General features: G+C 56.2%; 27 protein-coding genes and 3 pseudogenes. 19 read left to right on the forward strand and 11 right to left on the reverse strand.

The window, feature by feature from the left end; all coding sequences use genetic code 11:
• Window positions 1-248: 248 nt before the first annotated feature.
• A complete protein-coding gene (metW, locus tag AAYR33_03920) occupies window positions 249-848 on the reverse strand; it encodes a methionine biosynthesis protein MetW (GenBank protein ID XAO72070.1) in 600 nt (199 codons plus the stop codon).
• Window positions 838-1,953, reverse strand: a pseudogene (locus tag AAYR33_03925) (homoserine O-acetyltransferase). The gene metW and the pseudogene AAYR33_03925 overlap by 11 nt, the downstream one beginning before the upstream one ends.
• Window positions 1,954-2,481: 528 nt before the next feature.
• On the opposite strand from AAYR33_03925, the pseudogene wrbA reads away from it, so the two are divergent.
• The 18 genes and pseudogenes from wrbA (at window position 2,482) to AAYR33_04015 (ending at window position 16,604) form a co-directional block, all read left to right on the forward strand.
• Window positions 2,482-3,079, forward strand: a pseudogene (gene wrbA, locus AAYR33_03930) (NAD(P)H:quinone oxidoreductase).
• A 104-nt stretch (window positions 3,080-3,183) separates the two neighbouring features.
• Complete coding sequence (locus AAYR33_03935; GenBank protein XAO72071.1) at window positions 3,184-3,993, forward strand: NAD kinase; 810 nt, start codon at window positions 3,184-3,186, stop codon at window positions 3,991-3,993.
• A gap of 156 nt (window positions 3,994-4,149) precedes the next feature.
• The gene (locus AAYR33_03940) at window positions 4,150-4,476 is read left to right on the forward strand and encodes a hypothetical protein (GenBank protein ID XAO72072.1); all 327 of its coding nucleotides are present in this window, start codon (window positions 4,150-4,152) and stop codon (window positions 4,474-4,476) included.
• On the forward strand, window positions 4,473-4,844 hold the full coding sequence (locus tag AAYR33_03945; protein ID XAO72073.1) for a hypothetical protein: 372 nt from the start codon (window positions 4,473-4,475) through the stop codon (window positions 4,842-4,844). Before AAYR33_03940 ends, AAYR33_03945 begins: the two co-directional genes overlap by 4 nt.
• A 42-nt stretch (window positions 4,845-4,886) precedes the next feature.
• Window positions 4,887-5,303 (forward strand): MFS transporter, encoded by a 417-nt coding sequence (locus AAYR33_03950; protein ID XAO72074.1) that lies wholly within the window; start codon window positions 4,887-4,889, stop codon window positions 5,301-5,303.
• A gap of 149 nt (window positions 5,304-5,452) precedes the next feature.
• Window positions 5,453-5,635, forward strand: coding sequence for a hypothetical protein (locus AAYR33_03955; protein XAO72075.1), 183 nt, complete (start codon window positions 5,453-5,455; stop codon window positions 5,633-5,635).
• Window positions 5,635-6,096, forward strand: a complete 462-nt coding sequence (locus AAYR33_03960; GenBank protein XAO72371.1) for a TonB-dependent receptor plug domain-containing protein — start codon at window positions 5,635-5,637, stop codon at window positions 6,094-6,096. The genes AAYR33_03955 and AAYR33_03960 overlap by 1 nt, the downstream gene beginning before the upstream one ends.
• Window positions 6,097-6,669: 573 nt before the next feature.
• Window positions 6,670-7,782, forward strand: coding sequence for a TonB-dependent receptor (locus tag AAYR33_03965; GenBank protein XAO72076.1), 1,113 nt, complete (start codon window positions 6,670-6,672; stop codon window positions 7,780-7,782).
• Window positions 7,783-7,846: 64 nt separating this feature from the next.
• Window positions 7,847-8,437, forward strand: a complete 591-nt coding sequence (locus AAYR33_03970; protein XAO72077.1) for a phosphotransferase — start codon at window positions 7,847-7,849, stop codon at window positions 8,435-8,437.
• Entirely contained in the window at window positions 8,424-8,936 is a 513-nt protein-coding gene (locus tag AAYR33_03975) for a phosphotransferase (protein XAO72078.1), read from the forward strand. Before AAYR33_03970 ends, AAYR33_03975 begins: the two co-directional genes overlap by 14 nt.
• Window positions 8,933-9,487, forward strand: coding sequence for a nicotinamide riboside transporter PnuC (gene pnuC / locus AAYR33_03980; protein ID XAO72079.1), 555 nt, complete (start codon window positions 8,933-8,935; stop codon window positions 9,485-9,487). Before AAYR33_03975 ends, pnuC begins: the two co-directional genes overlap by 4 nt.
• Window positions 9,488-9,521: 34 nt before the next feature.
• Window positions 9,522-9,989 (forward strand): GtrA family protein, encoded by a 468-nt coding sequence (locus AAYR33_03985; protein ID XAO72080.1) that lies wholly within the window; start codon window positions 9,522-9,524, stop codon window positions 9,987-9,989.
• A gap of 135 nt (window positions 9,990-10,124) precedes the next feature.
• A complete protein-coding gene (gene alaS, locus AAYR33_03990) occupies window positions 10,125-12,779 on the forward strand; it encodes an alanine--tRNA ligase (protein XAO72081.1) in 2,655 nt (884 codons plus the stop codon).
• 132 nt (window positions 12,780-12,911) lie between these two features.
• Window positions 12,912-13,586 (forward strand): carbonic anhydrase, encoded by a 675-nt coding sequence (locus AAYR33_03995; protein ID XAO72082.1) that lies wholly within the window; start codon window positions 12,912-12,914, stop codon window positions 13,584-13,586.
• A 79-nt stretch (window positions 13,587-13,665) separates the two neighbouring features.
• Window positions 13,666-14,469 carry an endonuclease/exonuclease/phosphatase family protein gene (locus AAYR33_04000; GenBank protein ID XAO72083.1) on the forward strand — a complete coding sequence of 268 codons (804 nt, stop codon included), beginning with the start codon at window positions 13,666-13,668 and terminating at the stop codon, window positions 14,467-14,469.
• A 71-nt stretch (window positions 14,470-14,540) separates the two neighbouring features.
• Window positions 14,541-14,858: a DUF2849 domain-containing protein gene (locus tag AAYR33_04005; protein ID XAO72084.1), complete on the forward strand. Its 318-nt coding sequence runs from the start codon at window positions 14,541-14,543 to the stop codon at window positions 14,856-14,858.
• Window positions 14,855-16,033: pseudogene (locus AAYR33_04010) on the forward strand (nitrite/sulfite reductase). The gene AAYR33_04005 and the pseudogene AAYR33_04010 overlap by 4 nt, the downstream one beginning before the upstream one ends.
• A 40-nt stretch (window positions 16,034-16,073) precedes the next feature.
• Window positions 16,074-16,604, forward strand: coding sequence for a DUF934 domain-containing protein (locus AAYR33_04015; GenBank protein XAO72085.1), 531 nt, complete (start codon window positions 16,074-16,076; stop codon window positions 16,602-16,604).
• Here the strand turns inward: AAYR33_04015 and AAYR33_04020 are convergent.
• From AAYR33_04020 to AAYR33_04040, 5 genes are all read right to left on the reverse strand, one after another.
• The gene (locus AAYR33_04020) at window positions 16,562-16,753 is read right to left on the reverse strand and encodes a DAK2 domain-containing protein (GenBank protein ID XAO72372.1); all 192 of its coding nucleotides are present in this window, start codon (window positions 16,751-16,753) and stop codon (window positions 16,562-16,564) included. The genes AAYR33_04015 and AAYR33_04020 overlap by 43 nt on opposite strands.
• Window positions 16,754-16,818: 65 nt before the next feature.
• A complete protein-coding gene (locus AAYR33_04025; GenBank protein ID XAO72086.1) occupies window positions 16,819-17,109 on the reverse strand; it encodes a DAK2 domain-containing protein in 291 nt (96 codons plus the stop codon).
• 126 nt (window positions 17,110-17,235) lie between these two features.
• Complete coding sequence (locus AAYR33_04030; GenBank protein ID XAO72087.1) at window positions 17,236-18,219, reverse strand: dihydroxyacetone kinase subunit DhaK; 984 nt, start codon at window positions 18,217-18,219, stop codon at window positions 17,236-17,238.
• A 154-nt stretch (window positions 18,220-18,373) separates the two neighbouring features.
• Window positions 18,374-18,835: an RpiB/LacA/LacB family sugar-phosphate isomerase gene (locus AAYR33_04035; protein ID XAO72088.1), complete on the reverse strand. Its 462-nt coding sequence runs from the start codon at window positions 18,833-18,835 to the stop codon at window positions 18,374-18,376.
• 61 nt (window positions 18,836-18,896) lie between these two features.
• Window positions 18,897-19,694 carry a triose-phosphate isomerase gene (locus tag AAYR33_04040; protein XAO72089.1) on the reverse strand — a complete coding sequence of 266 codons (798 nt, stop codon included), beginning with the start codon at window positions 19,692-19,694 and terminating at the stop codon, window positions 18,897-18,899.
• A 194-nt stretch (window positions 19,695-19,888) separates the two neighbouring features.
• Here AAYR33_04040 and AAYR33_04045 point away from each other — a divergent pair, with 194 nt between their 5' ends.
• Window positions 19,889-20,731 carry a DeoR/GlpR family DNA-binding transcription regulator gene (locus tag AAYR33_04045; GenBank protein XAO72090.1) on the forward strand — a complete coding sequence of 281 codons (843 nt, stop codon included), beginning with the start codon at window positions 19,889-19,891 and terminating at the stop codon, window positions 20,729-20,731.
• Between the two features lie 3 nt (window positions 20,732-20,734).
• Here the strand turns inward: AAYR33_04045 and AAYR33_04050 are convergent, their stop codons facing one another.
• From AAYR33_04050 to AAYR33_04065, 4 genes are all read right to left on the reverse strand, one after another.
• A complete protein-coding gene (locus AAYR33_04050; GenBank protein XAO72091.1) occupies window positions 20,735-21,790 on the reverse strand; it encodes an NAD(P)-dependent alcohol dehydrogenase in 1,056 nt (351 codons plus the stop codon).
• Between the two features lie 99 nt (window positions 21,791-21,889).
• The gene (locus AAYR33_04055; protein XAO72092.1) at window positions 21,890-22,255 is read right to left on the reverse strand and encodes a hypothetical protein; all 366 of its coding nucleotides are present in this window, start codon (window positions 22,253-22,255) and stop codon (window positions 21,890-21,892) included.
• Window positions 22,256-22,280: 25 nt separating this feature from the next.
• A complete protein-coding gene (locus AAYR33_04060) occupies window positions 22,281-23,540 on the reverse strand; it encodes an efflux transporter outer membrane subunit (protein XAO72093.1) in 1,260 nt (419 codons plus the stop codon).
• 31 nt (window positions 23,541-23,571) lie between these two features.
• Complete coding sequence (locus AAYR33_04065; GenBank protein XAO72094.1) at window positions 23,572-23,760, reverse strand: hypothetical protein; 189 nt, start codon at window positions 23,758-23,760, stop codon at window positions 23,572-23,574.
• Window positions 23,761-23,765 lie beyond the last annotated feature (5 nt).

Below are 23,765 nucleotides of genomic sequence, written 5' to 3' on the forward strand. Positions count from 1 at the left end.
TCGATACCGGAATCGGCAGAGGACACATCTGCCACGGAAATTAATCAAAATAAAAATAATGATATGAATCAAATTTTTAAATAAAATGCGCCCCGGGTGAGCTTGACAGATTCCGCACTCTGAATTTCAGACATGAGTCATGCATAGGACAGATCGTTCGACAGCGCTGTTTCAAAGCGTTACCATTTATGACTGTCGTGTTCGCCGGACAGCGAAATGGGGACCAGATTGTTTTGGAGATAGGTGTTTCAGGCGCGCTGCAACATAAAGACAGCCTGATCCGCAAATATATTGGCCAGACGGGTTGAGCGGCGCCAGGGTGCGGAGGCGCCCGTATCGTTGACACCCAGCCACGTAACGACGCGATATCCGTCACACCGGCATAATTCGAGGAAATCCTTGATCGTGCAAGGATGGACGTTGGGCGTTTCATACCAAGGCGTGTTCCAGACCCGCGTCATCGGCATCCGCCCGGTGGAAAGAAACTGCAATCTCAAGCGCCATTGCGCAAAATTTGGGAATGATACGATCGCGTAATGGCCGATGCGCAGCATCTGTTTCAGCACTTCCCGGGGACGCCCGACAGCCTGCAAAGTGCGTTGAAGCACCACATAATCGAATGTGAGGTCAGGATAATCCGCGAGATCGTGATCCGCATCGCCATGCATGACGGGAAGTCCATGGGCGACGGCGCGCGTCACATCTTCCATACTGATCTCAATGCCACGCGCATCGCACTGGCGGGTTCGGAAGAGATGGTCAATCAGCGTGCCATCCCCGCTGCCAATATCGAGGACGCGATCGCCCGACACAATCATGTCGGCGATAAATTTCTGGTCAACCCGCATGTGACTCTCCGGCGGCGACGTAATGGAGTCGGGCCCCTTCCAGGAAGCCGCGAATTGTCCGTTCGAAATCCGGCTCATCAAGGAGGAACGCATCGTGGCCGCGATCTGACTCAATTTCGACGAACGAGACGTTCACGCCGGCCTGGTTCAGCGCGCGGGCAAGCGTGCGGAATTGCGACGTGGGAAATAACCAGTCCGAACTAAAGGACACGACACAGAATCGTGTGGTGCAATTCTTGAAGGCCCTGGACAGGTCGCCATCATGGTCCGCGGCGAGGTCGAAATAATCGAGCGCACGCGTGATCGTCAGATAAGAGTTTGCATCAAAACGTTGCGCGAAGCTTGACCCCTGATGGCGCAGATAACTCTCAACCTCAAAGATCTCACCGAAAAACGAGGCTGGAAGCTGGCCCCCTTCCTGAGAAGCCTCCGGATTGCGGCGCGTTCGGCGGCCGAATTTTCGCGTCAGAGCTTTTTCTGAAACATAAGTGATGTGCGCCGTCATACGCGCCACGGCTAGACCACGCGCCGGGACGGCATCACGCGCCCACAGTAGCGCCCGTCATGCCAATCGGGATCAGCGGAGATGGTCTGGCGACTCACCTCATTAAAGGCAATATTCTGCGCGGAATGATAGGGCGAGGTCGCGATGGGCAGGGCGGAGAAAACGCGATCTGGATAGGTCACGACCCATTCAATGACCTGCATCCCCCATGGAGCCACCGATGACCGCAAAAAGCCGATCGATCCCCAAATGCGTGATCAGCCTGGCCTGCGCCCTGACCATGTCCCTGACCGTGATCGGCGGAAAGGACGTGCCCCAACGCTCTCCATCCGCTTTGAGGCTTTTCGGCCCGGTGGAGCCCATGCAGCCGCCAAGCACGTTGGCGCAGATGACGAAATATTGATCCGTATCGACCGGTTTCCCCGGCCCGACAAGGCGGGACCACCATCCATCCTTGCCGGTGACCGGATTGCGCCCCGCCACATACTGGTCGCCTGTCAGGGCGTGGCAGATGAGGATGGCATTGTCTTTCGCGGGTAATAGCTGACCATAAGTGCAGTAAGCGACATTCAGCGGGGCAATGGTTTCACCGCATTCCAGCGTGAGCCCGTCATCAAAGCGCGTGGTTTCGCTCGTCTGGCCGGATTCTGCCTTTTTTCAGGCGATATGATCATATGGTCTCATCCATAATGTCATGCAGGTCGCACCTTAGACCCCACAAGCTGGTGTCACGCGGTTTGCTTCGTCTTCCGGAACGCGGCGTTCGCCTGATATGCCATTCTCATCGACAAGAGGCAATCAGCTGCTCAGACGCAGATTTTTGCATGGGTCATAAACATATATTTAGAATACCCCTTTAAAGCGTCGGCCTTCGCACCTATTTCACTCCCCTACGAGGCCCCGTGATATCGCTTTTGGACAAATTCTGCGCAGTATTTCACCTGCGATCTGCGCTGAAGTGAAAAAAGCTTGCAATTTCGACCTCAGTTTTCGACGGCCTCTAATGTTGTTCAAGGTCTCATGTCGCGAAATCATGCAGTCAAATGCCATTGAGGGACAAATAAATTGGCTTTAAAAATCCTGACAAATTTATCTCGTCACCTATTAAACCGACAAAGGAAACATCTTGTGATAAAAGTAATCGTTCTTTATTACTCGACCTATGGACATGTTGAGCAGATGGCCCAGGCCATCGCCGAAGGTGTAAAGCGCACCGGCGCCACAGCTGATATTAAGCGTGTCCCTGAACTTGTTCCGGAGGAAACCGCCAAGACAAACGGCTTCAAGCTTGATCAGAGCGCACCCGTCGCTTCACCGGATGACCTGGGCCGCCTATGACGCCATCATCGTGGGTGCGCCGACGCGCTTTGGTCGCATGCCGTCCCAGATGGCGCAATTCTGGAATCAGACGGGCGGCTTATGGGCCAAAGGCGCGCTGATCGGCAAAGTGGGCGCGGCTTTTACCTCGTCAGCCTCGCGGCATGGCGGGCAGGAGACAACACTCTTCTCCATGATTACAAATCTGATGCATCATGGTATGGTCATCTCCAGCCTTCCCTATAGCTTCCCCGGTCTCGTCGGGCTGGATGAAGTATTGGGCGGCACGCCTTACGGTGCGTCAACCCTTGCCGGCTCCGATGGCTCACGCCCCGTGCATGAGACGGAGCGCGAAGGTGCGCGCTTCCTGGGTGAGCATGTTGCCAAGCTTGCCGGAAAACTCGCCTAAGCTCAGCACGCGTTGTTGACGGATGACCCGAGATACTGCTTTCCTGACGGTACCTGGTCAGGCGCGCGGCGTAAGAGGGTTTCAGGCATGACGGCGTATCGACAATGACAATGAGTATTGACCTGGCCTCTCAGCCGGTTTTCACCTCCGTTCCCACCAAAATCTGTTTCCGCGCCGCGCGCGTGCCTCTGGCGCAAGCCTCTTACGAGAAGCTCGTCGCACAATATGGCAATGTCGCACTTGAAGAAGCTGAGGTCGTCGTCTGTCTTGGAGGAGACGGGTTTCTGCTAGAAACATTGCATAAGGCCTTGCCCTATCATCTGCCGACTTACGGCATTAATTGCGGGTCTGTCGGCTTCCTTCTGAACCCACTCAATGAGGGTGACCTGCCGGAGCGCCTGTTTCAGTCGCTGCCCAACATGATGCGCCCGCTTAAAATGCAGGCGACGGATGTGGAAGGTCAGATCCACGAGGCCATCGCCTTTAACGACGTGTTTCTCTTCCGCGAAACAAGGCAGGCCGTCAAACTTCGTATTGAAATTGATGAAGTGGAACGTATACCCGAACTCGTCTGTGATGGCATTCTTCTCGCGACGCCTGCAGGCTCGACCGCCTATAATCTTTCCGCCCATGGCCCCATCGTCCCGCTTAACGCGACGCTGCTGCCTCTGACACCCATCTCCGCCTTTCGCCCACGGCGCTGGCGGGGCGCTCTCCTGCCCTCCTCGGCACGCATCCGCTTTTCACTGCTTGAGCATGAGAAACGCCCCGCCGCCGCCGTCGCCGATTTTACAGAGATCCGCGATGTCCGTGAGGTTCTCGTGCAGGAAGAGCGGGACATCGGCGCCACATTGCTTTTCGATCCGGAAAATGATCTCTCAGAGCGCATTATCGCCGAGCAATTCGCGGAATGATGCGCATCACCGATCCCGCCATCTGACACAGCGCATTTCATCTTGCTTGCACCGCAGCGGCGTGGTTTTACATCCAGGTAAGCGCATGTTGGATTTTGATGAGGCCGACCGCACGCGCTTATTCATTCGGTTCTTGGGGGCTTCGAGGATGTCGTCATGACAGGCATGGTCCGGCTCGCAATCGCCATCTTCCTCACCTACCTCGCTGTCGCCATGCCTCTAACCGTGATCCCGCCTTATGTGACAAGCTGGCCAGGTTACAGCACGTTCCTTGCGGGGGTCAGTTCGGATGCTCATTCTTCTGACCCGCTGCCGCGCCGGACGATTCTGCGACCATCATGGCGGCGACCGTTCCATGCATCGCGGCTTGCTGCTCTATGCCATCGGGTGCTTCCTCTGTGCCCCGTCAGCTATCCCGGCGCTTTCATTGACCTTTCGCTTCTGCCTGCTGATTTTGGGGCGGCTCATGATCGGCGTAGGTGAAAGTTACACGTATAGTTGGTGTCCATATCTGGGGCATCGGGCTGGAAGGGCATGAGAAGTCAGGGCGCGTCTTGTCCCTCACCGGGATGGCCATGTATGCCGCCTATGCGGTGGGCGGGCCGAGCGGCTTATGGATCTTTCACCATTTGAATTTCCTGATCCTCATGCTTTTCTGCATGGCCCTGCCCGGCCTCGACTTCATCCTGACACGCGGCCTGCGCCATGTGCCACCCTCACAAGGTGAGCGACGCTCGTTTTTCTCCATCCTTTCCGCCATTAAATGGCATGGCGCGGGTGTCGCGTTGCAAGGTGTCGGGTTCGCCGTGCTAGGGGCCTATATCGCCCTTGCCTTTCATCATCGCCATTAGGATCATAGCCGGCTTGGCCTGACATTTTTCGGGCTGGCTTTTGTGGCAAACCGCCTTCTCCTCGGTTCCACGCCGGACCGTTTCGGCGGCCTGCCCATCGCTTTAGGATCGCTTTTTTTCGAAGCTGCCGGGCTTGCCTGTATTTCCGTCGCCGCGACGCCCGTCATGGCGCTTTTTGGTGCGGCGCTGGCAGGGGGTGGTTGTTCGATGGTCTATCCCGCTTTGGGGCGTGATGTGGTGCGTGTCGTCTCACTCGATCATCGCGCCCTCGCACTCGGCGGGTTCGCGGCTTTCCAGGATGTCGCCTACGCTGTCACCGCGCCCATTGCAGGTTCGCTGGTTGATGGTTTTGGTTACGGCACTGTTTTCATGCTGGCTGCTTTCTGCGCCATGATCGGTGCTTTTATCGTCATCGGCCTGATGATGCGCGAGAAATCGGGATCAAATCTGGCGGCCTAAAAAGCGTGGCGTCCCCGCATCATCTCACACCGTAAACGCGTCGCGCGTTGAATCATCTTTACCTGCCACAAAAACGCTTTTATCAGCGAAGGACTACGGGGAGGGCACTTCTGCGGCACTCATTTGGCAGAAGGGGCTGTTGCTGCGTCATGCGCCGAGACTATTTTGTGACGCGCCGATTTCTGCATCGGGCTGCCATTTTCATCCTTTATGGCCTGCCCCTGCACGCACATTGTGCTGAAAACGCCGCCGCCCGCCTGGAAGCGGAAACCATCGAAGTCAAAGCGTCGGCGCTGACTGACAAAGCGGATTTTGGTGGTGGGGGGGGTTGATGCGCCCCGTTTATGCGGCGCAGGCGACCAGCATCGTCTCAAAACCTTTTATTGACACGCAGGCGCCAATTTCCTCCGCCTATCAGCTTGTCAATAATCTGCCCGGGGCCAATGTCGCGGCGTCTGACCCTTTTGGCCTGTCTCCCTACACAAATGTGACGGTCAGGGACCTGAATAGCGACGCACTCGGCTTTACGCTTGAGGGACCGCCACTTAACGACATTGCCTATTATGGCACCTACCCCGCGCAATTCGCAGATGCGGAGAATTATCGCGCCATCGCCGTGACGCAGGGTGCAGCAGCGATTTCTGACCCCGTCCTCAATGCTGCGGGTGGGCTGATGGCGCTGACCTATCTTCAACCTGCGAAACCCCCTCGGTGGCACCGTCAATGTCTCATATGGCTCCTATACCAACAGCCGCTAGTTTCTGAGACTGGAAAGTGGGGAGATCGGTCATAGCGGTGTGAGGGGATTTATTTCCTACTCCCACACTACGGCGCATAACTGGCGCGGCCCGAGGGAGGATCGCCACCAGCATGTTGGTCTCAAATTCGTCAAATCCATTCGTAAACACTCGGATATTTCCCTTATCGGCTCATGGAATCGCGCGACCTCCAGCTATTATCCGCAAGTGACGCTTGATGGCTGGCACACTGACGGGATCGGCGGCGGCAATAGTCTCAAAGCCTGGTATGATGCTGGTCACATCGCGCAGGCACAGAATTATTACCGCTTGTGGGAAGCGCCGGAACAGACTTTCTACGCGGGTTTACCTAGTCACTTCACCCTTTCCGATCATCTGACCTTTGGAGTGACGCCCTACGCGCAGGCCGCTTACGGGTCAGTCGCGAGCGGCGCTACCCTTCCGATGTCAGGCGTCTATAATGACGTCACGCCCGTCAATGGCAATCTGCGCAATCTCAATGGCGACGCGGTCGTCCGGACCAACGGCGTGCAGGAAAGTTACCGCGCCGGCTTTAACGCCCATTTCAGTCTTTCGGTTATTCGTATGATTATTCCGATGATCGCGAGGTGCAATCCTTCACGCCCGTCGCGCCGGATGGCCACGCGCCGGATCTCTGGGCCAGACGAAAAAGCGGCCTTGTTTCTCTGCCTGACGGGCAGGCCCTCTATGGCAGCGCCTTCCACACAATCGGGCAGGTTGATGCGCTTTACGTCAGTGACCGATTGTCACTCTTCAGGGATAAAATGGTGCTGGAGGCCGGGTTCAAGGATGTGATCTACGCGATCAGGGGGACAAATAACCTCCCCGGTTCGCAATATCGCACGGGTGGGAGCTATCAGGTGCCGCTCCCCCGCATGTCGATAAAATATCATTTCCGCCCGGAACATCAGGTTTTCGCAAACGTCACCACTAATTTTCGCACGCCTTCAAGCACGGCATTTTACGATTATTACGATGTCACCTCGGGGGCGGTCGTGACGGGTGGGGCTCAGAAACTGAGTCCTGAATATTCGATTTCAGAGGAATTAGGCTATCGATATTTCGGCAAAAAGCTTCTGGGCAGTGTGACTTTCTTCAATTACAACTTCACAAATCGGCAGATAACGACCGAGATCTTTCGCTTCGGCGCGCCGGTGCAGACGACGGTGAATGCGGGTGGGCAGACATCGCGCGGCGTCGATGCTGAATTTTCGATGCGGCCTTATCATCATTGGAGTCCCTATATCTCAGCCGAGTATCTTCATGCGACGATTGGTAATGACATCGCCGTCAATAATGACCTCCTGCCGACCCGGGGTAAAATCGCGGTGCGCAGCCCCGCCTTCCAGGCATCTGTCGGCTTCTCTTACGATGATGGGCATGTTTTCGGGATGGCGACGGCCCATTATACCGGGCGGCAATATGCGAGCTTCATGAATGACGTCGCGATGCCAGGCTATATTACAGGCAATCTCGCGCTGGGCTATCGATTTAACGATAAATTCCGGCTGAAATCACCGAATATCCGCGTAAACTTCACGAATATCGGCAATAACCACGCTCTCTCAGGCGTCTCAAGCGTGACTCTTGCCGGGAGAAACACAATCGGCCGTCGCGGCACCGTTATCGCCGGGAGTGACCCGCTATTTTACATTGGCAGCGGCTTCGCTGTGCTCCTCACGACAGGTGCGGGGTTTTAACTGAAGAACACGCAAACCGTCAGTTCGGTGTTGATGGCCCGATGGCCCCCGTATCTGGCCCGCCATGACGGAGGCGGAGAGAAGGCTGCTCATTCCCCATTACCCGTTTCTCAAAGATGCGACGGAGATCAGCCACCATTCGCCGCGCCCTTTTTCCTCCGCCTGTATTTTTAGCGGCGCATCCGGTCGATTTTTTGTCAAACGTCATGATCACCGGGTTAAAAACGAAGCCAATCTGCGGGAGGAGCATCGCTTTGCTCAATATCTTGCGGGCCGCGCCCTACCCGTTCAGCCCTTCCTCAAAAATGCCCAGGGGGAAACGGTCACGCGATGCGGCAATTGGGTTTATGAACTCACGACGGCATCGCCCGACATTGATCTTTACCGTGATGTCCAGTCCTGGGACGGGTGGTTCAACCCCGCTCAGGCCCATGCGGCCGGGCGTCTCCTCGCGCAGTTCCATGATGTGATGGAGGATGACACTGCCCCGCCGCGTGTCGACCCCCAATTGGTCTCGAACATGGACTTGCTGCGCCGTGACGATTTCGCATCGTCCCTCGATGCGGCTGTCGCTCATCTGACACCGACAGAAAACGGGCTTCTCCATCACCCGGCCTATAAGCAGGCGCGGGCCACGTTTTTTGACCTTCCATGACGCGTTAAAACCCCTCCTTCCGCATCATAAGCCATGTTGGGGCCATGGGGATTGGCATGGCCCCAATCTGATGTGGCGGGGTAAGGGAGAGGATGCCGTGCCGGTCGCCGTCTTTGATTTCGGCATGGCGGATCGTACCTCCACCCTTTTCGACCTCGCCGTTGCGATTGAACGCAGTATGGTCAGCTGGTTGGCCCCCAACATGAGTCAATGGCAGGTGCGTTACGATGCGCTTGGGGCCTTCCTGCGCGGTTACGGGACGCAACGGCCGCTTTCCGCAACGTCACGCCAGGCGCTGGTCGCTGTGCTGCCCCTTTGCCACGTCCACTTCGCCTTCAGTGAATATCGATATTTCGCGTCACTTCTCCATGATGAACATAGTGCGCAGGTGGCGTTTGAGAAATATTTCATCGGCCATGTGAACTGGTTCCAGACACCGCCAGGTCAAGCGCTTCTGCGATATATCGCGCAGGATGAAAAACCGGGTGTCACCTCATGAGCCCCATTGAATCCGCAGGCGTTATGTTGAGTGCAAGTGGTGTGTTTCTGGAAACGCAACGTGTCATGCTTTGCTGGCCCATCAACATCATGGCGGCTGGCTGCTATTTTTATATATTCGGTGATCAGCATCTCTATGCGGATGCAGCGCTTCAGCTTCTTTTCGTCAGCCTGTCCCTCTATGGATGGATGATGTGGCGGAGAAAGCCGTCTGCCGCATCCGGTCTGACGCCGGCGCGACGATGGTTCATGACGCAATGTTGCGGCACGCTTTTTGCGGGCCTTTTGCTCGGCCTGGCGCTGTCACGTTGGTCAAATGATCCTGCACCTTATGCGGACACGATGCTGACAGCTTCCAGCGTTCTGGCAACTTACTGGATGGTGCAACGTCTCCGGCAGGCATGGCTTGTTTGGATTGTCACAAACGGCGCCTATGTCGTGCCCTTCCTCTCCCGGGGCTTGGATGCCACGGCAGCACTCTATGGTGGCTTCATGCTGCTTGCCATTTATGGCTGGTTTAAATGGGGCTTTGATCGTGACGTCGCGACATGACACCACGCCGACGCTTCGCTATTCTGGAAAAACGATGACTGACGCCCGCCTTGAGCCCGATCCCGTGCCTCTCAGCCCCGAAACCGGGAGAGATTATGCCCGATTTCTGCGCTTCGCTGTCGTCGGGTCTTTCGGATTTCTGTGGGATACCGGCACTGTCTATCTTTTACGACCCTTTATCGGACTGACATGTGCGCTGCTGGCTGGGTTTTTTGTTGCTTGCTCCATTAATTGGTTCGTCAATCGCATCTGGACTTACGGCCATATCTCTCATGGTGGACACGTCATTGCGCAATGGATGCGCTTCCTCAGCGCCAATAGTCTCGGATTTATCCTCAATCGCGGTGCGGCACTTATATTGAGTTTCAGCTTCCCCTTATGTGAAAGAAATCCAGTCATCCCGGTGGCGGTCGGCGCGATTATCGGACTCGCCGCCAATTTCAATCTTTCGGATCGGCTTGTATTTCGTGCAGATCGCGCCAAATCAGGTAAGGGCGTCTAGTCGTCCATTTTGTTACTGAGACCTGCTCGCCCTGACGCACGTCAGCAGGATTTTCTCCCTTATCCATTTTCTTTACAGGATATTTGTAATAGGGAGGTGCCTCACACTTTTTGTTTGACAGCGTCCCGAGAGACCATGACGATCAAAGCCCTGAACAACACGACTGCCGAGCTCCGCGCCACCTTTTTGAATTACTTCAAATCCTGCGGGCATGAAGTCATTCCCTCCGCATCGCTGATCCCGCAGAATGACCCGAGTCTGATGTTCACCAATGCGGGGATGGTGCCCTTCAAGAACGTGTTTCTCGGGCAGGAGACCCGGCCCTATCGGCGCGCGGCGACGGCACAGAAAGTCGTGCGCGCGGGCGGAAAGCATAATGACCTGGATAATGTCGGGTACACGGCGCGCCATCTGACGTTTTTCGAGATGATGGGGAATTTCTCTTTCGGCGATTATTTCAAGGCTGAAGCCATTGAATTCGTCTGGACGCTCCTCACCAAAGGCTTCGCCCTCCCGAAGGAAAAGCTTCTCGCAACTATTTATGCGAAGGATGAGGAGGCGGCGTCACTCTGGCGGCGCATCGCCGGGCTGAGTGATGACAGGATCATCCGCATCGGGACAAATGATAATTTCTGGCGCATGGGGGATACGGGGCCATGCGGCCCGTGCTCAGAAATTTTTTATGATCACGGCCCCGATGTCTGGGGTGGTCCGCCCTGCAGTCCGGAAGAGGATGGCGACCGTTTCGTCGAAATCTGGAACCTCGTTTTCATGCAGTTTTTCGAGGGTGAAGATGGCACGCGCAGTTCATTACCCCGCCCCTCCATCGATACGGGTATGGGACTGGAGCGCTTCGCCGCCGTCATGCAGGGTAAGCAGAATGTTTGGGAGACTGACCTCCTTTATGGGCTGGTCGAAGCGACAGCCGCGCTGACCCATACGGACACGGCCGGGACGATGCTGCCCAGCCAGCGCGTTGTCGCCGACCATCTGCGCTCCTCCGCTTTTTTGATTTCCGATGGTGTGCTGCCGGCGCGTGACGGGCGCGGCTATGTGCTGCGCCGCATCATGCGCCGTGCCATGCGTCACCTGAAACGCCTGGGCGCGACGGAACCGATGTTCTACCGCCTTGTCCCGAAACTCGTTTCCGAAATGGGGGCAGCCTACCCGGAGCTGCGCAATTACGAAGCCCTGATTACGGAGACAATGCGCGGCGAGGAGGAACGCTTCATCGCTCTCCTCGATCGTGGTATCGCGTTGCTGGATCAGGAACTCGACAAGCTCGGCACTGGCGCAGTGCTGCCGGGGGACGTGGCTTTCAAACTTTACGATACATACGGATTTCCGCTCGATCTGACGCAGGATGCCTTGCGGGAGCGCCATGTCGATGTCGATGTGACAGGGTTTGAGACGGCCATGCAATCTCAACGCGCCCGCGCCCGCGCGGCCTGGACAGGGTCAGGCGATAAGGCGACGGACTCCATCTGGTTTGATGCGGTGGAGAAGTTCGGTGCGACGGATTTTGCCGGATATGATTCCGAGAAAACCGAAGCGACCATCCAGATGATCGTTAAAGGCGGCGATATCGTGTTGGAAGCCGCGCCCGGTGACGAGATTGCGGTGATCCTTGATCGCACGGTTTTCTATGGTGAAAGTGGCGGGCAGGCGGGTGATCACGGGCATTTATCCGCCTCAGGAATCGATATTGAGATCACGGAGACCCAACGGCGCAATCATGATCTGATCGTGCATTACGGCACGGTCAGGCAAGGGCCAGTCCGGGTCGGTACTTCCGTGACGGCGGAAATCAATGGGGACAGGCGTCGAGACACGCGGGCGCACCATTCGGCAACGCATTTGCTGCATGAGGCACTGCGCCGCAAATTAGGCGCCCATGTGACGCAGAAAGGCAGCCTCAATGACCCGGATCGCCTGCGCTTCGATTTTTCTCACCCGCAAGCCATGTCCGCTGCGGAATTACAGGCGGTTGAGCAGGATGTGAATGCGATGATCCGGGCCAGCCACCCCGTCCTGACGCGGGAAATGACGCCGGAAAGTGCGCAGAATGAGGGCGCGATGGCGCTTTTCGGTGAGAAATATGGCGAGAAGGTGCGCGTCGTTTCCATGGGCGCGGCCGAGACGGATCGGAACGCCTACTCCATTGAGCTTTGTGGCGGCACCCATGTCCATAATACGGGTGAAATCGGCGTTTTCCGCATTCTCAGCGAGTCCGGTGTGGCTGCCGGGGTGCGTCGGATTGAAGCTATGTGCGGCCGCAAGGCGGAGGAACTCGCGCGGCAGACCGAGCAAAGTCTCAAGGATATTGCCGCTCTCCTCCGTGTCCCTGTCGCAGATGCCAAAGCGCGCGTCCAGAGTTTGATGGATGAGCGGAAATTGCTTGAGAGGAAACTGGCGGACCTTCAGGTCAAAATGGCCTCCGCCACCACGGCGGCTGATCAGGAGAAGATTGGCGATATCACCTTCATCCCGCGCTACATTGAAAACCTCCCCGCGCGAGAATTGCGCAACGCGGCTGAAAACGCTGTCAAAAAACAGCAGAACACCGTGATCGCCGCTTTGTCTAACGCGGACGGGAAAGGCAGCGTCGTGATCGGCGTCACGCCGGATCTGACGGATAAAGTCGATGCGGTCAGCCTCGTCTGGGCAGCGGGTGACGTTATGGGGGGTAAAGGTGGCGGTGGCAGTAAAACTCTCGCCCAGGCGGGAGGGCCGAACCCTGAGAAGGACAGGGTTTTTGCGAAAATGCGGGAAATCCTTGCGCAGATATGACCGCTTCGTGACAAAGTTTTTCCGTGGCGGTTTGCGGTAGACAAAGGAACGAGTGGCCTGCATCGTTGTTTGAAAAAAATCTTACAACTGCGCGGGCCATGAAGCCATCGCGCGAGAGCAAAGAGCGCCTGAATGAAGCCAGAAATCAAAAACAGCCTTATCCGCCTCCTCGAGGGCGTTCAGCTTTTCGACGAGACCGTCTATAAGGAGCATAAGGCGTTATTTGAGACCCTCGCGGAGGCGCAATCCCCCTCGACGCTGTTCATCACCTGCTCAGACAGCCGAATTAACCCCAATCTCATTACCCAGACCCTGCCGGGGGATCTCTTTATTGTGCGCAATGTCGGCAATATTGTGCCACCCCATGGGGAGATGATGGGGGGCGTCTCTTCAGCGGTTGAATATGCCGTCATAGCCCTGAAAGTAAAGCATATTGTCGTCTGCGGGCACTCTAATTGCGGCGCGATGACCGCACTATGTGACCTCAGCTCCCCCAAATTTGATGAGATGCCGACAATCCGTCGCTGGCTGCAAAATGCCGAAGCTGCGCGCGCCGCGGTGACAGGCCTCAAGGCGCAGGATGCCGGCCCCGCCACTGTGAGGGAGCTTGCCGAGCAGAATGTCCTGCTGCAACTTGCCCATCTCAGGACGCATCCCGCCGTTGTGCGGGCGCTGTCACTGGGGGGGGCGACATTACAGGGTTGGTTTTACGATATCGGATCGGGTCAGGTCATCATACTTGATGAACAAACGAGAAAAACGCGTCCGGTCAAAGAGTTATTGGACGACCTTAAAGCCAAAAAATAACTGCATCGCGGCGGTCTTTCTGGCTCTGGCCATTATGACACCCGCGCGGGCGGCGCGCATCAAACTGGCCACTTGAAATATGGAGTGGCTCTCGCACCGCCTGCTCAGCGACCCCTCTCTTCCTTTTGACCGGCCGGATCGCGGCCCTGAGGATTACCGCCACATCGCCATCACCCTCGAAAAACTCGCCCCGGACATCATCGCTTTACAGGAAGTCAATGGCGCAAACGTCTTAACGGGCCTTTTCAGGGATGGGGCCTATCAGTTTTTCATGACGCCCACCCCCATTGCGCAACGTGTGGTTGTAGCGGTGCGGCAGGGTTACGACGTCGCGCTTAACCCGGCCCTCATGGCCCTCAATGTCGGTCCGAAAGGCCACCATCCCTTGCGGGAGGGTCTTGATCTCACCATGACCATCGGGAAGCAGCATCTTCGTATTTTGGCCCTACATCTCAAAACCGGGTGCTGGGAGCAACCCCTCAACCAACGCCGCCATGCCTGCCCGCTTCTTTATCGGCAATTATCGATCATCGCGGATTGGGTGGCGGTCCGGCAAAGTGAGGGCGTTCCATTTGTTTTGATTGGCGATTTCAATCGGCGCTTCACCTATCAAGATCCTGCTTTTAAATTATTATCGCGCGATGCGAAGCTAACGCTTGCGACAGAAGGACTGGCGAGCCCTTGTCACGGTGGAGAGTATTTCATCGATCACATTATTCTCGACGCATCGGGACGCACGGAATTCAGCAGTCATTCCCTGCACGTGATGACATCCGCGCAGAAATTCGATTCAGGTGTAACTTCTGACCACTGTCCCGTTTCCGTTGACATCGACCTCAACGAAGTGCAGGGCACGTCACCAGCGCGGAATGCGGCGAGATGATCTGTCTTGCAACAAAGTTAAAGGCCTGAAATACTGGGCGCGTTGTTAAAAATCGATTTGAGGCGCATAGAATGAAACGCTCGATCCGTATCGCGGACGATAATAAGGTTGTCATCACGGACAACCGGTTGAAGGATGGGCGTATCGTATGGCTGACGGCTGCTGGCAGTTGGTCAGACTCAATTTATGACGCCCGGCAGCTTGATTCAGTCGAGTTTCAAACCTATCTGGATGATGCTTCCAAACCTGCGGCGGGGGACGGCATTATCGATGTCTATGAAGTGCTCGTTACACCGGGGCACCCGCCCTCACCCATCAGCATGCGCGAGAGGATCCGGGCATTCGGCCCGACCACTCACCCACAATTTGCAGTCAAATCAACGCCATGAGTCCCAAAAGTCCAATCGGCCATTACCAGTATGAAGACATTGATCGTGAATTTCTGAAGGCGCGCGTCGATGAATTCGCCGAGCAGGTTGAACGCCGCCTGTCCGGCAATTTGACGGAGGACGAATTCAAGCCCCTGCGCCTCATGAATGGGCTTTATCTTCAGCTTCACGCTTATATGCTGCGTGTCGCCATCCCCTATGGGGTTCTGGATAGCCGCCAGATGCGGCAATTCGCGCATATCGCCAAACATTATGACCGCGGTTACGGTCACCTCACGACGCGGCAGAACATTCAGTTTAACTGGATTTCGCTTGAGCAGACGCCCGAGATCTTGCGGCAACTGGCGTAGGTGGACATGCACGCCATTCAGACAAGTGGCAATTGCATCCGTAACGTCACCAGCGATCATTTTGCAGGCGCGGCGCATGATGAGCTTTTTGACCCACGCGTTCATGCGGAAATCCTGCGTCAATGGTCAACCCTGCATCCTGAATTTTCCTTCCTGCCCCGCAAATTCAAAATCGCGATCACTGGCAGCGTCGAGGATGGGGTCGCGGCGCGTTTCCATGATATTGGTATTCTGGCCCGACAATCCGAGAAAGGGCCGGTCTTCCGCATCTTCGTCGGCGGAGACCTCGGCCGCACGCCCCTGGTGGGGAAGGAATTGTTCGATGATGTGGCAGAATGGGACCTCCTTAAAACGGTGGAGGCCGTTCTGCGCGTTTATAACGCCCATGGTCGGTGCGATAATATCTACAAAGCGCGCCTGAAGATCTTGCTGCAACATCTTGGTATTGAAGAATTTCGTCGTCAGGTGGCGGAAGAAATCCAGACGATGGATGACCGCCGTTATGCGCTCCGGCCTAAAATTGTGGAGAAGATCAAAGCACGGTTCGCTGTCCCGACCCTGACAGAGACGGATGCGGCGGAGGCTGAAATTTCGGCTCACCGTCAACGGGATGAGAGTTTCGATTTATGGATGGCGAGCAACGTCACCCGCCATAAAAACGATGCCTACGCCGTGGTGACGATTTCCGTCAAATCGCCCGGAGAAATCCCGGGTGACCTCACGAATGATCAGATGGCGCGTATCGCCGCATTGGCGGATGAGATAAGCTTTGGGGAAATCCGCGTTTCCCATTTGCAAAATCTCGTTTTCGGACATGTTGCGCGGAAGAATCTTTTTTCGCCTCTGGTCGGCAAGGAAGCTGCGTATGAAACGGTTTGACCTTAAAAGCTGCGCTTCAACACCCACGCCCCCCGAAAGCTCTGCCGTTGCGCTGCCTGAGGCGACGAGGGCGACGACCTCCATCCGCTTGAACGTTGATGACGATATTACGACCTTGACGCCTTTTTTACCGCATTTACAAAGCGTTATCCTCGTTTTCCCAAACTTTCAGGATGGACGCGCCTTCACCCAAGCACGCGCTTTACGAGAGAAGTTAAAGTTTGCTGGGGAGATATTGGCGGAAGGCCACCCCCTTCCGGACCAGATCGATTTTATGCGGCGCTGCGGTTTCAATACGGTTTTGCTTGAGGACGATGCGGCCTGCGCAGCGTGGGCCGCTCACAAGACGCATTTTCCACAAAATTATCAGAATCGCCTTTTCCCCTTAGAGTCCCCTAGGGCTGAGATGAGATTGCATTATGCGGCGCGCAGGTGGCAGATGTCCGCCTGCGCGCCGCATGAGCAGTCTGTCAATCAAACTTCCGCTATCTGCTTCAGTGATCGTACGACGACCTGAGCAACAAGCGTAAGCGACAATGCGCCAGCATCTGGATGGCCGATACTCCTCTCTCCATGGGTGCGAGATCGACCACGCCGCGCCTGAAGAAGGCGTGTCGCTTCAGCTTCCCGCCGCGCGGCTGCCGCGCCCCTCTCCCATATGGGCAGTGGGGTCGCCTTGTGTCTTAACCGCGAGAGACGTCACCAACGGGTCAAGCGCATCAACCAGGGTTTTATCGCCCGGCTTCGCCCCACCGACCGAGGCGCATGATAACATCCCGTGCTTCCATGACATCCCGCGCCATCTCACGGGCTGTTGCTTGCTTCTCATCACTCAACTTTGTGCTGAAGGCGTGCAGACCGGCACCCCAAAGCGCCCCTGACGTGCCACCCGCCCGATCAGCCCAGGCATCAGCTGCAACAGCCAGGACGGTGCGCGCCATACCCTGCCCATGATCCCCATCGCCCGTCTGCGCATCAATACGCCCCAGCTCGGCCTCCGCCGCCGCCAGAGCCTGCGGCAATGGCCGTCATGACCCGCGCGACGCAGCGCCCGCGCCCCGCTTGCCTTCTTCCGTCGCGGCGGGGGCCGTTTCGGCAGGTTCCGGCGCCAATTGTCTGAAGCCCCGCCCCCACGATGTTTTCACGCGTCAGGGCCGGGCTGGTGACGGGGCGCGCCAGAACGGCTCCAAGGCGGCATCAAGCCAGGTGAGCGTTAAGGAACATCCCGCCATGTCGAGACTGGTGATGAATTCCCCAACGCATGGCGCGACGATATTCAGCCCATGCCGCGTTAGAATGTCGGTAATATGGGTCCATAGGACGAAAAGCTCTTCATATTTCGTGGCACCCAGTCCATTGAGGATGACAGCAACAGATTGCGACCCGTCCGAAGGCTTTTCCGCAAGGAGCGCTGTGCAGAGACGTTCCGCCAGTGCCTGCGCATCACGGATCGGCGTCTCTTCCAACCCTTGCTCACCATGCACGCCGAGTCCAATCGCCATTTGGCCTGCCTTCACGGCGAAAAGCGGTGCAGCTTCACCCGGAAGCGTACATCCCGCAAAGGCCACGCCTAAACTCTGCGTCCGGCGATTGGCTTTTCCCCCGATTGCCATGACCGTGTCGAGGTCAAGCCTCTCTTTCGCCGCAGCACCCACAATTTTTAGGATCGCGAGGTCACCAGCTATGCCTCGACGCTCAAGATGGCGCTCAGACGGTGCGCTGGCAATGTCGTCACTGACCGCCATGAGGCGCGTCGGAATACCCTCTGCATTCAGCCCCTCCGCCGCAATGCTGAAATTCAGGACGTCACCCACGTAATTTCCGTAACCCAATATGATGCCGCGCTCTTGATGGGCTGCGCGTGCCGTGCGGATGATGGCCTGAGTTGACGGAGAGGCAAAAACATCTCCAGCGACGACCGCATCCGCGAAGCCCCTCCCGACATAACCGAGAAACGCGGGATAATGGCCTGACCCGCCCCCAACGACCAACACGACTTTCGGGTCAGCAAGTGCCTCCCGGCGCATGACCCCATCCGGGAGGAGGCGCACCATGGACGCATGGGCAAGGGCAAAACCCTGTAGAGCCGTTTTGGCAAACCGTGATGCTTCCGCACCGCAGATTTTTGTCATGCGACCAATATCCCTTCCTCTGACCGACGCGGCCTTAAAATATCATTTCCATCCGGGTTGGCTAACAGGCGTTCGTTATCAGCCGCTGCTTAAATCTGATCAAAAAAAACGGCCCCGAAGGACCGCTTTCTTAATAACACGTCAGGCACCGGGCTTATTTCGGTGCTGCGTATTTTTTATCCAGCGCATCGATGCCAGCGACATTTTTTGCCGAGGCGCTTGCGGGGTCGAATGTTTCATTCAGCCAGGCTTCCGCGATGGACTTTGCCAACTCCAACCCGACAACGCGTGCGCCCATGGTGATGATCTGCGCATTATTCGAGAGCGCCGCACGCTGGGCTGAATAAGTGTCATGGGTGAGGGCGGCACGAATGCCAGGGATCTTATTGGCGGAAATGCAGACCCCAATCCCCGTACCACAACAGAGAATGGCGCGCTCAAACCGACCCTCTTTCACCCCGAGAGCAACGCGTTCACTCAGGCTTGCATAAAGCTCCGCCGCGCCATTCTCCGGTTTGGAAAGGTCGGTCGCTTCAAAGCCCTTTTTCTGAAGGTGGGTCGCCAGTTGGTGGGCCAGCGCCTCACCTGCACTGTCACCCGCGATCGCAATTTTCACAGTCTCTGTCCTTTCTTACGTCGCACCGGACATCAACTTTCCGGCGCGTCCAATTCCGTCATTATCGGGTCGATGAGGCCGCGCATGAATCGATGATGGCGGCGAAATCTTTCGGTGCCCATGCGGCGCGGCCGATAAAGATGCCGTTAATATCTTCCTGCCCGACATAGTGCGCGGCATTTTGCAGGGACACACTGCCCCCGTAAAGAATATTGATCGCGCGCGCTGTCTCGGAACCGTAAATGCCCGTCAGATGATGGCGCAGACGTGCATGGGCATCCTGCACAAAATCGGGCTCGGCCGCGCGCCCTTTGGCCCCGATGGCCCAGACCGGCTCATAGGCGAAAAGCACCCTTTTAACCTGCTCCGATGTCAATCCATGCAGGGCGATCCTGGCCTGACGCGCCAATGTCTTATGGGTCACGCCGAAATGATGGTCTTCCGCCGTGTCACCGATGCAGATGAGAGGGGTCAGACCGTGGCGCATCGCTGCGGCGACTTTAAGATTGACGGTGGCATCTGTCTCATTGAAATGCGTGCGCCGCTCAGAGTGTCCAACCTCAACGAGGGTCGCGCCGCTTTCCTTGATCATGGGGGCGGAGATTTCGCCCGTCCAGGCGCCTTCATCCTCCCAATGCATATTCTGTGCACCGACCTGGAAAGGTGACTTGTCTAAAATGCCGGAAACATCCGCAATCGATGTAAAAGGAGGGATGACGAATGAGCTGATATGAGATGGTAATGCGATTTTTGCCAATGCCTCCGCAGCCTGACGTGCCTCCCCGGGTGCCTTATTCATCTTCCAACTCGTGCCGACCCAAAGCGGTTTGCTGCGCATAATCTTCTCCATTTCATGCATGGCGTCGTTTTACCACGTCACACCACCGGCTCAAAATCTGGCCGATATAATGTGATCAACCCATCCAAGGATTTTTAGTAGTGTCTCAGGGCAGGATTGCACGCGGAGATAGCATTGATTCGGCGCGGCAGGGTTGCAAGATTTGAGTGTCCGTTGATTTGAGCGTTTGTCATAGAAGGGATAGGACATACTAAATGAGTGATAATAACGGAACGCTCCTCTTCGATACGCAGACGACAAGTCTCAAGCGTCGTAACTTAAAGTCCCGCCAGCAGCGCATTCTCGATTTGCTTTTTGAACACGGTAGTATGAGCATCGAGAGCCTCGCGGATAACTTCGGCGTCAGCCGCATGACGATCCATCGCGATGCGCATAATCTGGCTGACAAGGGATTGATCGATAAAAATCACGGCGGCGTTTCCCTTAAAAACCGCGCCAGGACCGAGAAAAACATCGCCTACCGGCAGCATCGCGCCGCTGATCTCAAGAGAGAAATCATTCGAGAAGCTGTTTCCATGGTGAAGCCGGGCGACGTCATCATGCTCGATGACTCAACCACGGTCGCCGAAATGTTGCCGCTTCTGCCGTCCTTAGCCCTCTTGATGATCATCACGAATGCGCTGGGCGTAATGCAGGCTATGGCCCCCTTCCTCGGGATCAAGCCGATCTGTCTTGGTGATGAATATAATGGCGCGCGCAATGCATTTTTCGGCCTGGTCTGTGAACAGGCGACGCGGGCGCTGCGAGCCAACACATTTTTTGTGTCGACATCCATCATTGCGGACGGAACGGTCTATCAGAATGATCAGGACGTCGTCAAAGTCAAAAGGACGATGATGGATATTGCGGATCGCTCCGTTTTGCTGGCGGACAGCACGAAGTTCCAGGCGGGCGGGCTTCATCGTCTTGCCCAATTGCAGGAATTTGACGCGATCCTGACGGATAAGCAGATCGACCCCGAGCGCCTGGCAGAAATCCGGGAGCTCGGGGGCCATTGTGACGGTCTGCTGACCGTCACAGGGCTTAATGTGAAGTGACCCTTACGCCGCTTTTTCAAGCGTCTTGAGGTCAATGACGAAGCGATATTTCACATCTGATTTCTGCATACGCTCATAGGCGGTCTCAATATCTTTGATCGCAATCATTTCGATATCCGACGTGATGTTGTGCTTACCGCAGAAATCGAGCATCTCCTGTGTTTCAGGGATACCGCCAATGAATGACCCCGACATGGAACGCCGTTTGGAAGCGAGATCCATGGGCATGAAACCCAATGGATTCTCCGGCAGACCGACGAAGACAAAGACGCCTTCCCGTTTCAATGTTTCGAGGTAAGGCTCAACAGGGTGTTTGACCGCAACCGTATCGATAATGAGGTCGAGTTTGCCGGCGCATTGTGCCATCTCCTCTTTATCTTTTGACATTACCACGTGATGTGCGCCAAGCCGCTTGGCGTCTTCCACCTTGCCTTGCGACGTGGTGAAAAGCGTCATTTCCGCGCCGAGCGCCCGCCCCAGCTTTAACGCCATGTGGCCGAGACCACCAAGGCCAATCACCCCGACCCGCGTGCCTGGCCCGGCCTTCCAGTGGCGGAGGGGGGACCAAGTGGTGATGCCGGCGCAAAGCAGCGGGGCAACAGCGGCGAGATCAAGATTTTTCGGGATGTTGAGCGCGAATTTCTCAGTCACGACAATCGCATCTGAGTAACCACCAAATGTTGGCGTCCCCATTTCCGGATCGTCACTGCCGTACGTCATTGTGGAACCGGTCTCGCAATATTGCTCCAGCCCTTCCTGACAGCTTTGACAATGCCCGCAGGAATCCACCAGGCAGCCCACACCGGCGAGATCGCCCTTTTTGAAGCGTGTTACCGCGCTCCCGACTTCGACAACTTCACCAACAATTTCATGGCCGGGGACGCAGGGATAGATGGTGCTTCGCCATTCATTCCGCGCCATATGGAGGTCAGAGTGGCAAACGCCGCAATATGCGATGGCAATCCGCACATCTTTAGGGCCGACATCTCGGCGTTTGAACGAAAACGGCTTGAGAGCTTCATCGGCACTCTGGGCCGCATAACCTCTGCATTCGAGCATGATCCATCCTTCACAAAATATGGAATGACCAAGCGCAAAGCGGCATCTCAGGCTGTCGCCGTAAAACAATGCCGCATTTTTTGACAGTATCTGTCGTCGCTATTCTTTAGGCGTCTTGCCGACGCGAACACCAATACGTTGCACCTGAGTCAGATTCCCGAAACGGTCATAATAAAAGATAGCAGTTCCGCGCTGCTGTGCATAGCCATCGGGCGTTCCATCCAGTCGGCGGAAAAGAAGCTGCTTTGTGTCAGCTCTCTGAATAACCTCGTCACCGTTTGGAATGAAATGAAAAAGGCTGAAATCCGCATGGGCGCGCGGTAATTTCGACTCGCGGGCCTGTTGATGCAGGCTTGGCACTTTAGGTGCCTCATCTTCCGGCGGGGCCTCCTGCGCCCGTAAAGGTGGCGCGGCGAAAAGAACGGACGTAACGCAGATCAGCGCAGGAAAGTCTATCCTGCGCATCCTGCAACGTGACTTTACAAGCATGTCAGACACCTTTTTGCGCGTGAGCAGATGAAGGTAGCTGCACGTCTTTCTCGCTCCAGCCGCCGCCGAGCGCGCGATATAAGGTGACGATATTCTGATATCGCGCAAGTTGGGCCATGATGAGGTTTTGCTGCGCCAGATAGAGCGTCCGTTGCTGAGTCAGGGTCGTCAGATACGGATCGATCCCGGATTTGTAGCGCATCATTGCAAGATCGTAGGCTTTCCGGGAAGCCGCAATAAGGCGGGTCAGATGCTGATCCTGCCGCAGGTAGGTTTCCCGCCCGGTCAATGTGCCTGAAACTTCTTGAAAGGCTTTCTGCACGCCTTTTTCATAAAGAGCGACCTGCCGTCTTTGCTCTGCCTTCGCCATCTTCAGGTTTCCAGCATTCTGCCCCCAGGTGAAAATCAGCAAAGTAATGGACGGGTTGGCGCCCCATGTCTGCGTATTCGGGGTAAAGAGATTGCGGAATTGCAAGCTGCTGATCCCCTCCTGAGATGTCAGCGTCACTTTGGGGAAAAATACCGCGCGCGCTGCGCCGATACTGGTATTCGCGCCGATAAGCTGATGCTCAAGCGCACGCACATCCGGGCGATTGGCAATCAATTCGGAGGGGAGGCCGGCCGGGATATCGGCCATCAATGTCTGCTGGCCGATATCTGAAGGCGAGGGGGGTGTGTCCGGCAATGGTGTGCCGACCCCAAGCATTTGCAGGGCATGTTCATCCACCGCCATCTGACGCGTGAATCGCGCGACATCACTGGCGGCACTCTCGACCTGCGTTTGGATCTGACTGAGTGTCAGTTCCTCCGTCTGGCCATAGGTGAAGAGATTTTTCGTTAGTTCGAGCGTTTGCTGCTGCGATGACAGCGTATCCTGCGCGATGTGCAGCAAAGCGCGGTCGCTCAGCCATTGAAGATAGGTGTTGGCAATCTGGGAGATCAGCGTGATCCGGACAGATCGCGTATTTTCCGCCGCGGCGAGAACGGACTCAGCCTGGAATTTCGACAGGTTACGGATACGTCCGAACAAATCGACCTCATAAGCCGAGAAACCGATCCCGGCGCCGTAATAGCGCAACAGAGAAGCGTTTGTGCCGGTGGTCGGCGCAAAGGAGAAACCGGCAAGGTCAGAAGGCGCATTGTAGTTAGCCTGACCCGTCACGGTAATGGGCGGGAAAAGCACCGCATGTTGGACCTGATAGCTACCCTGTGCGGAGATGATCGCCGCGGCCTTTTCCTGCAAATCACAGTTATTACGCAAAGCCAGCGAGATGATTGCCTTAAGACGCGCGTCACGAAAAAAAATGCGTCCACCCCATATTGGCGGACGACGCGCCATCGACACGACTCTGCGCATCGTCCGGATATTGATTTTGCACGGGTTGGTCCGGGCGCTTGTAATGGGGCGCCAGCTTGCATCCTGCCAAAAGCGCAACCATCCCGGAAATCATCAGGGATCGCGCCCAATCACGCAGCCTCATGATTT

This window comes from Acetobacteraceae bacterium (assembly GCA_039613835.1).
GTDB lineage: Bacteria > Pseudomonadota > Alphaproteobacteria > Acetobacterales > Acetobacteraceae > Sorlinia.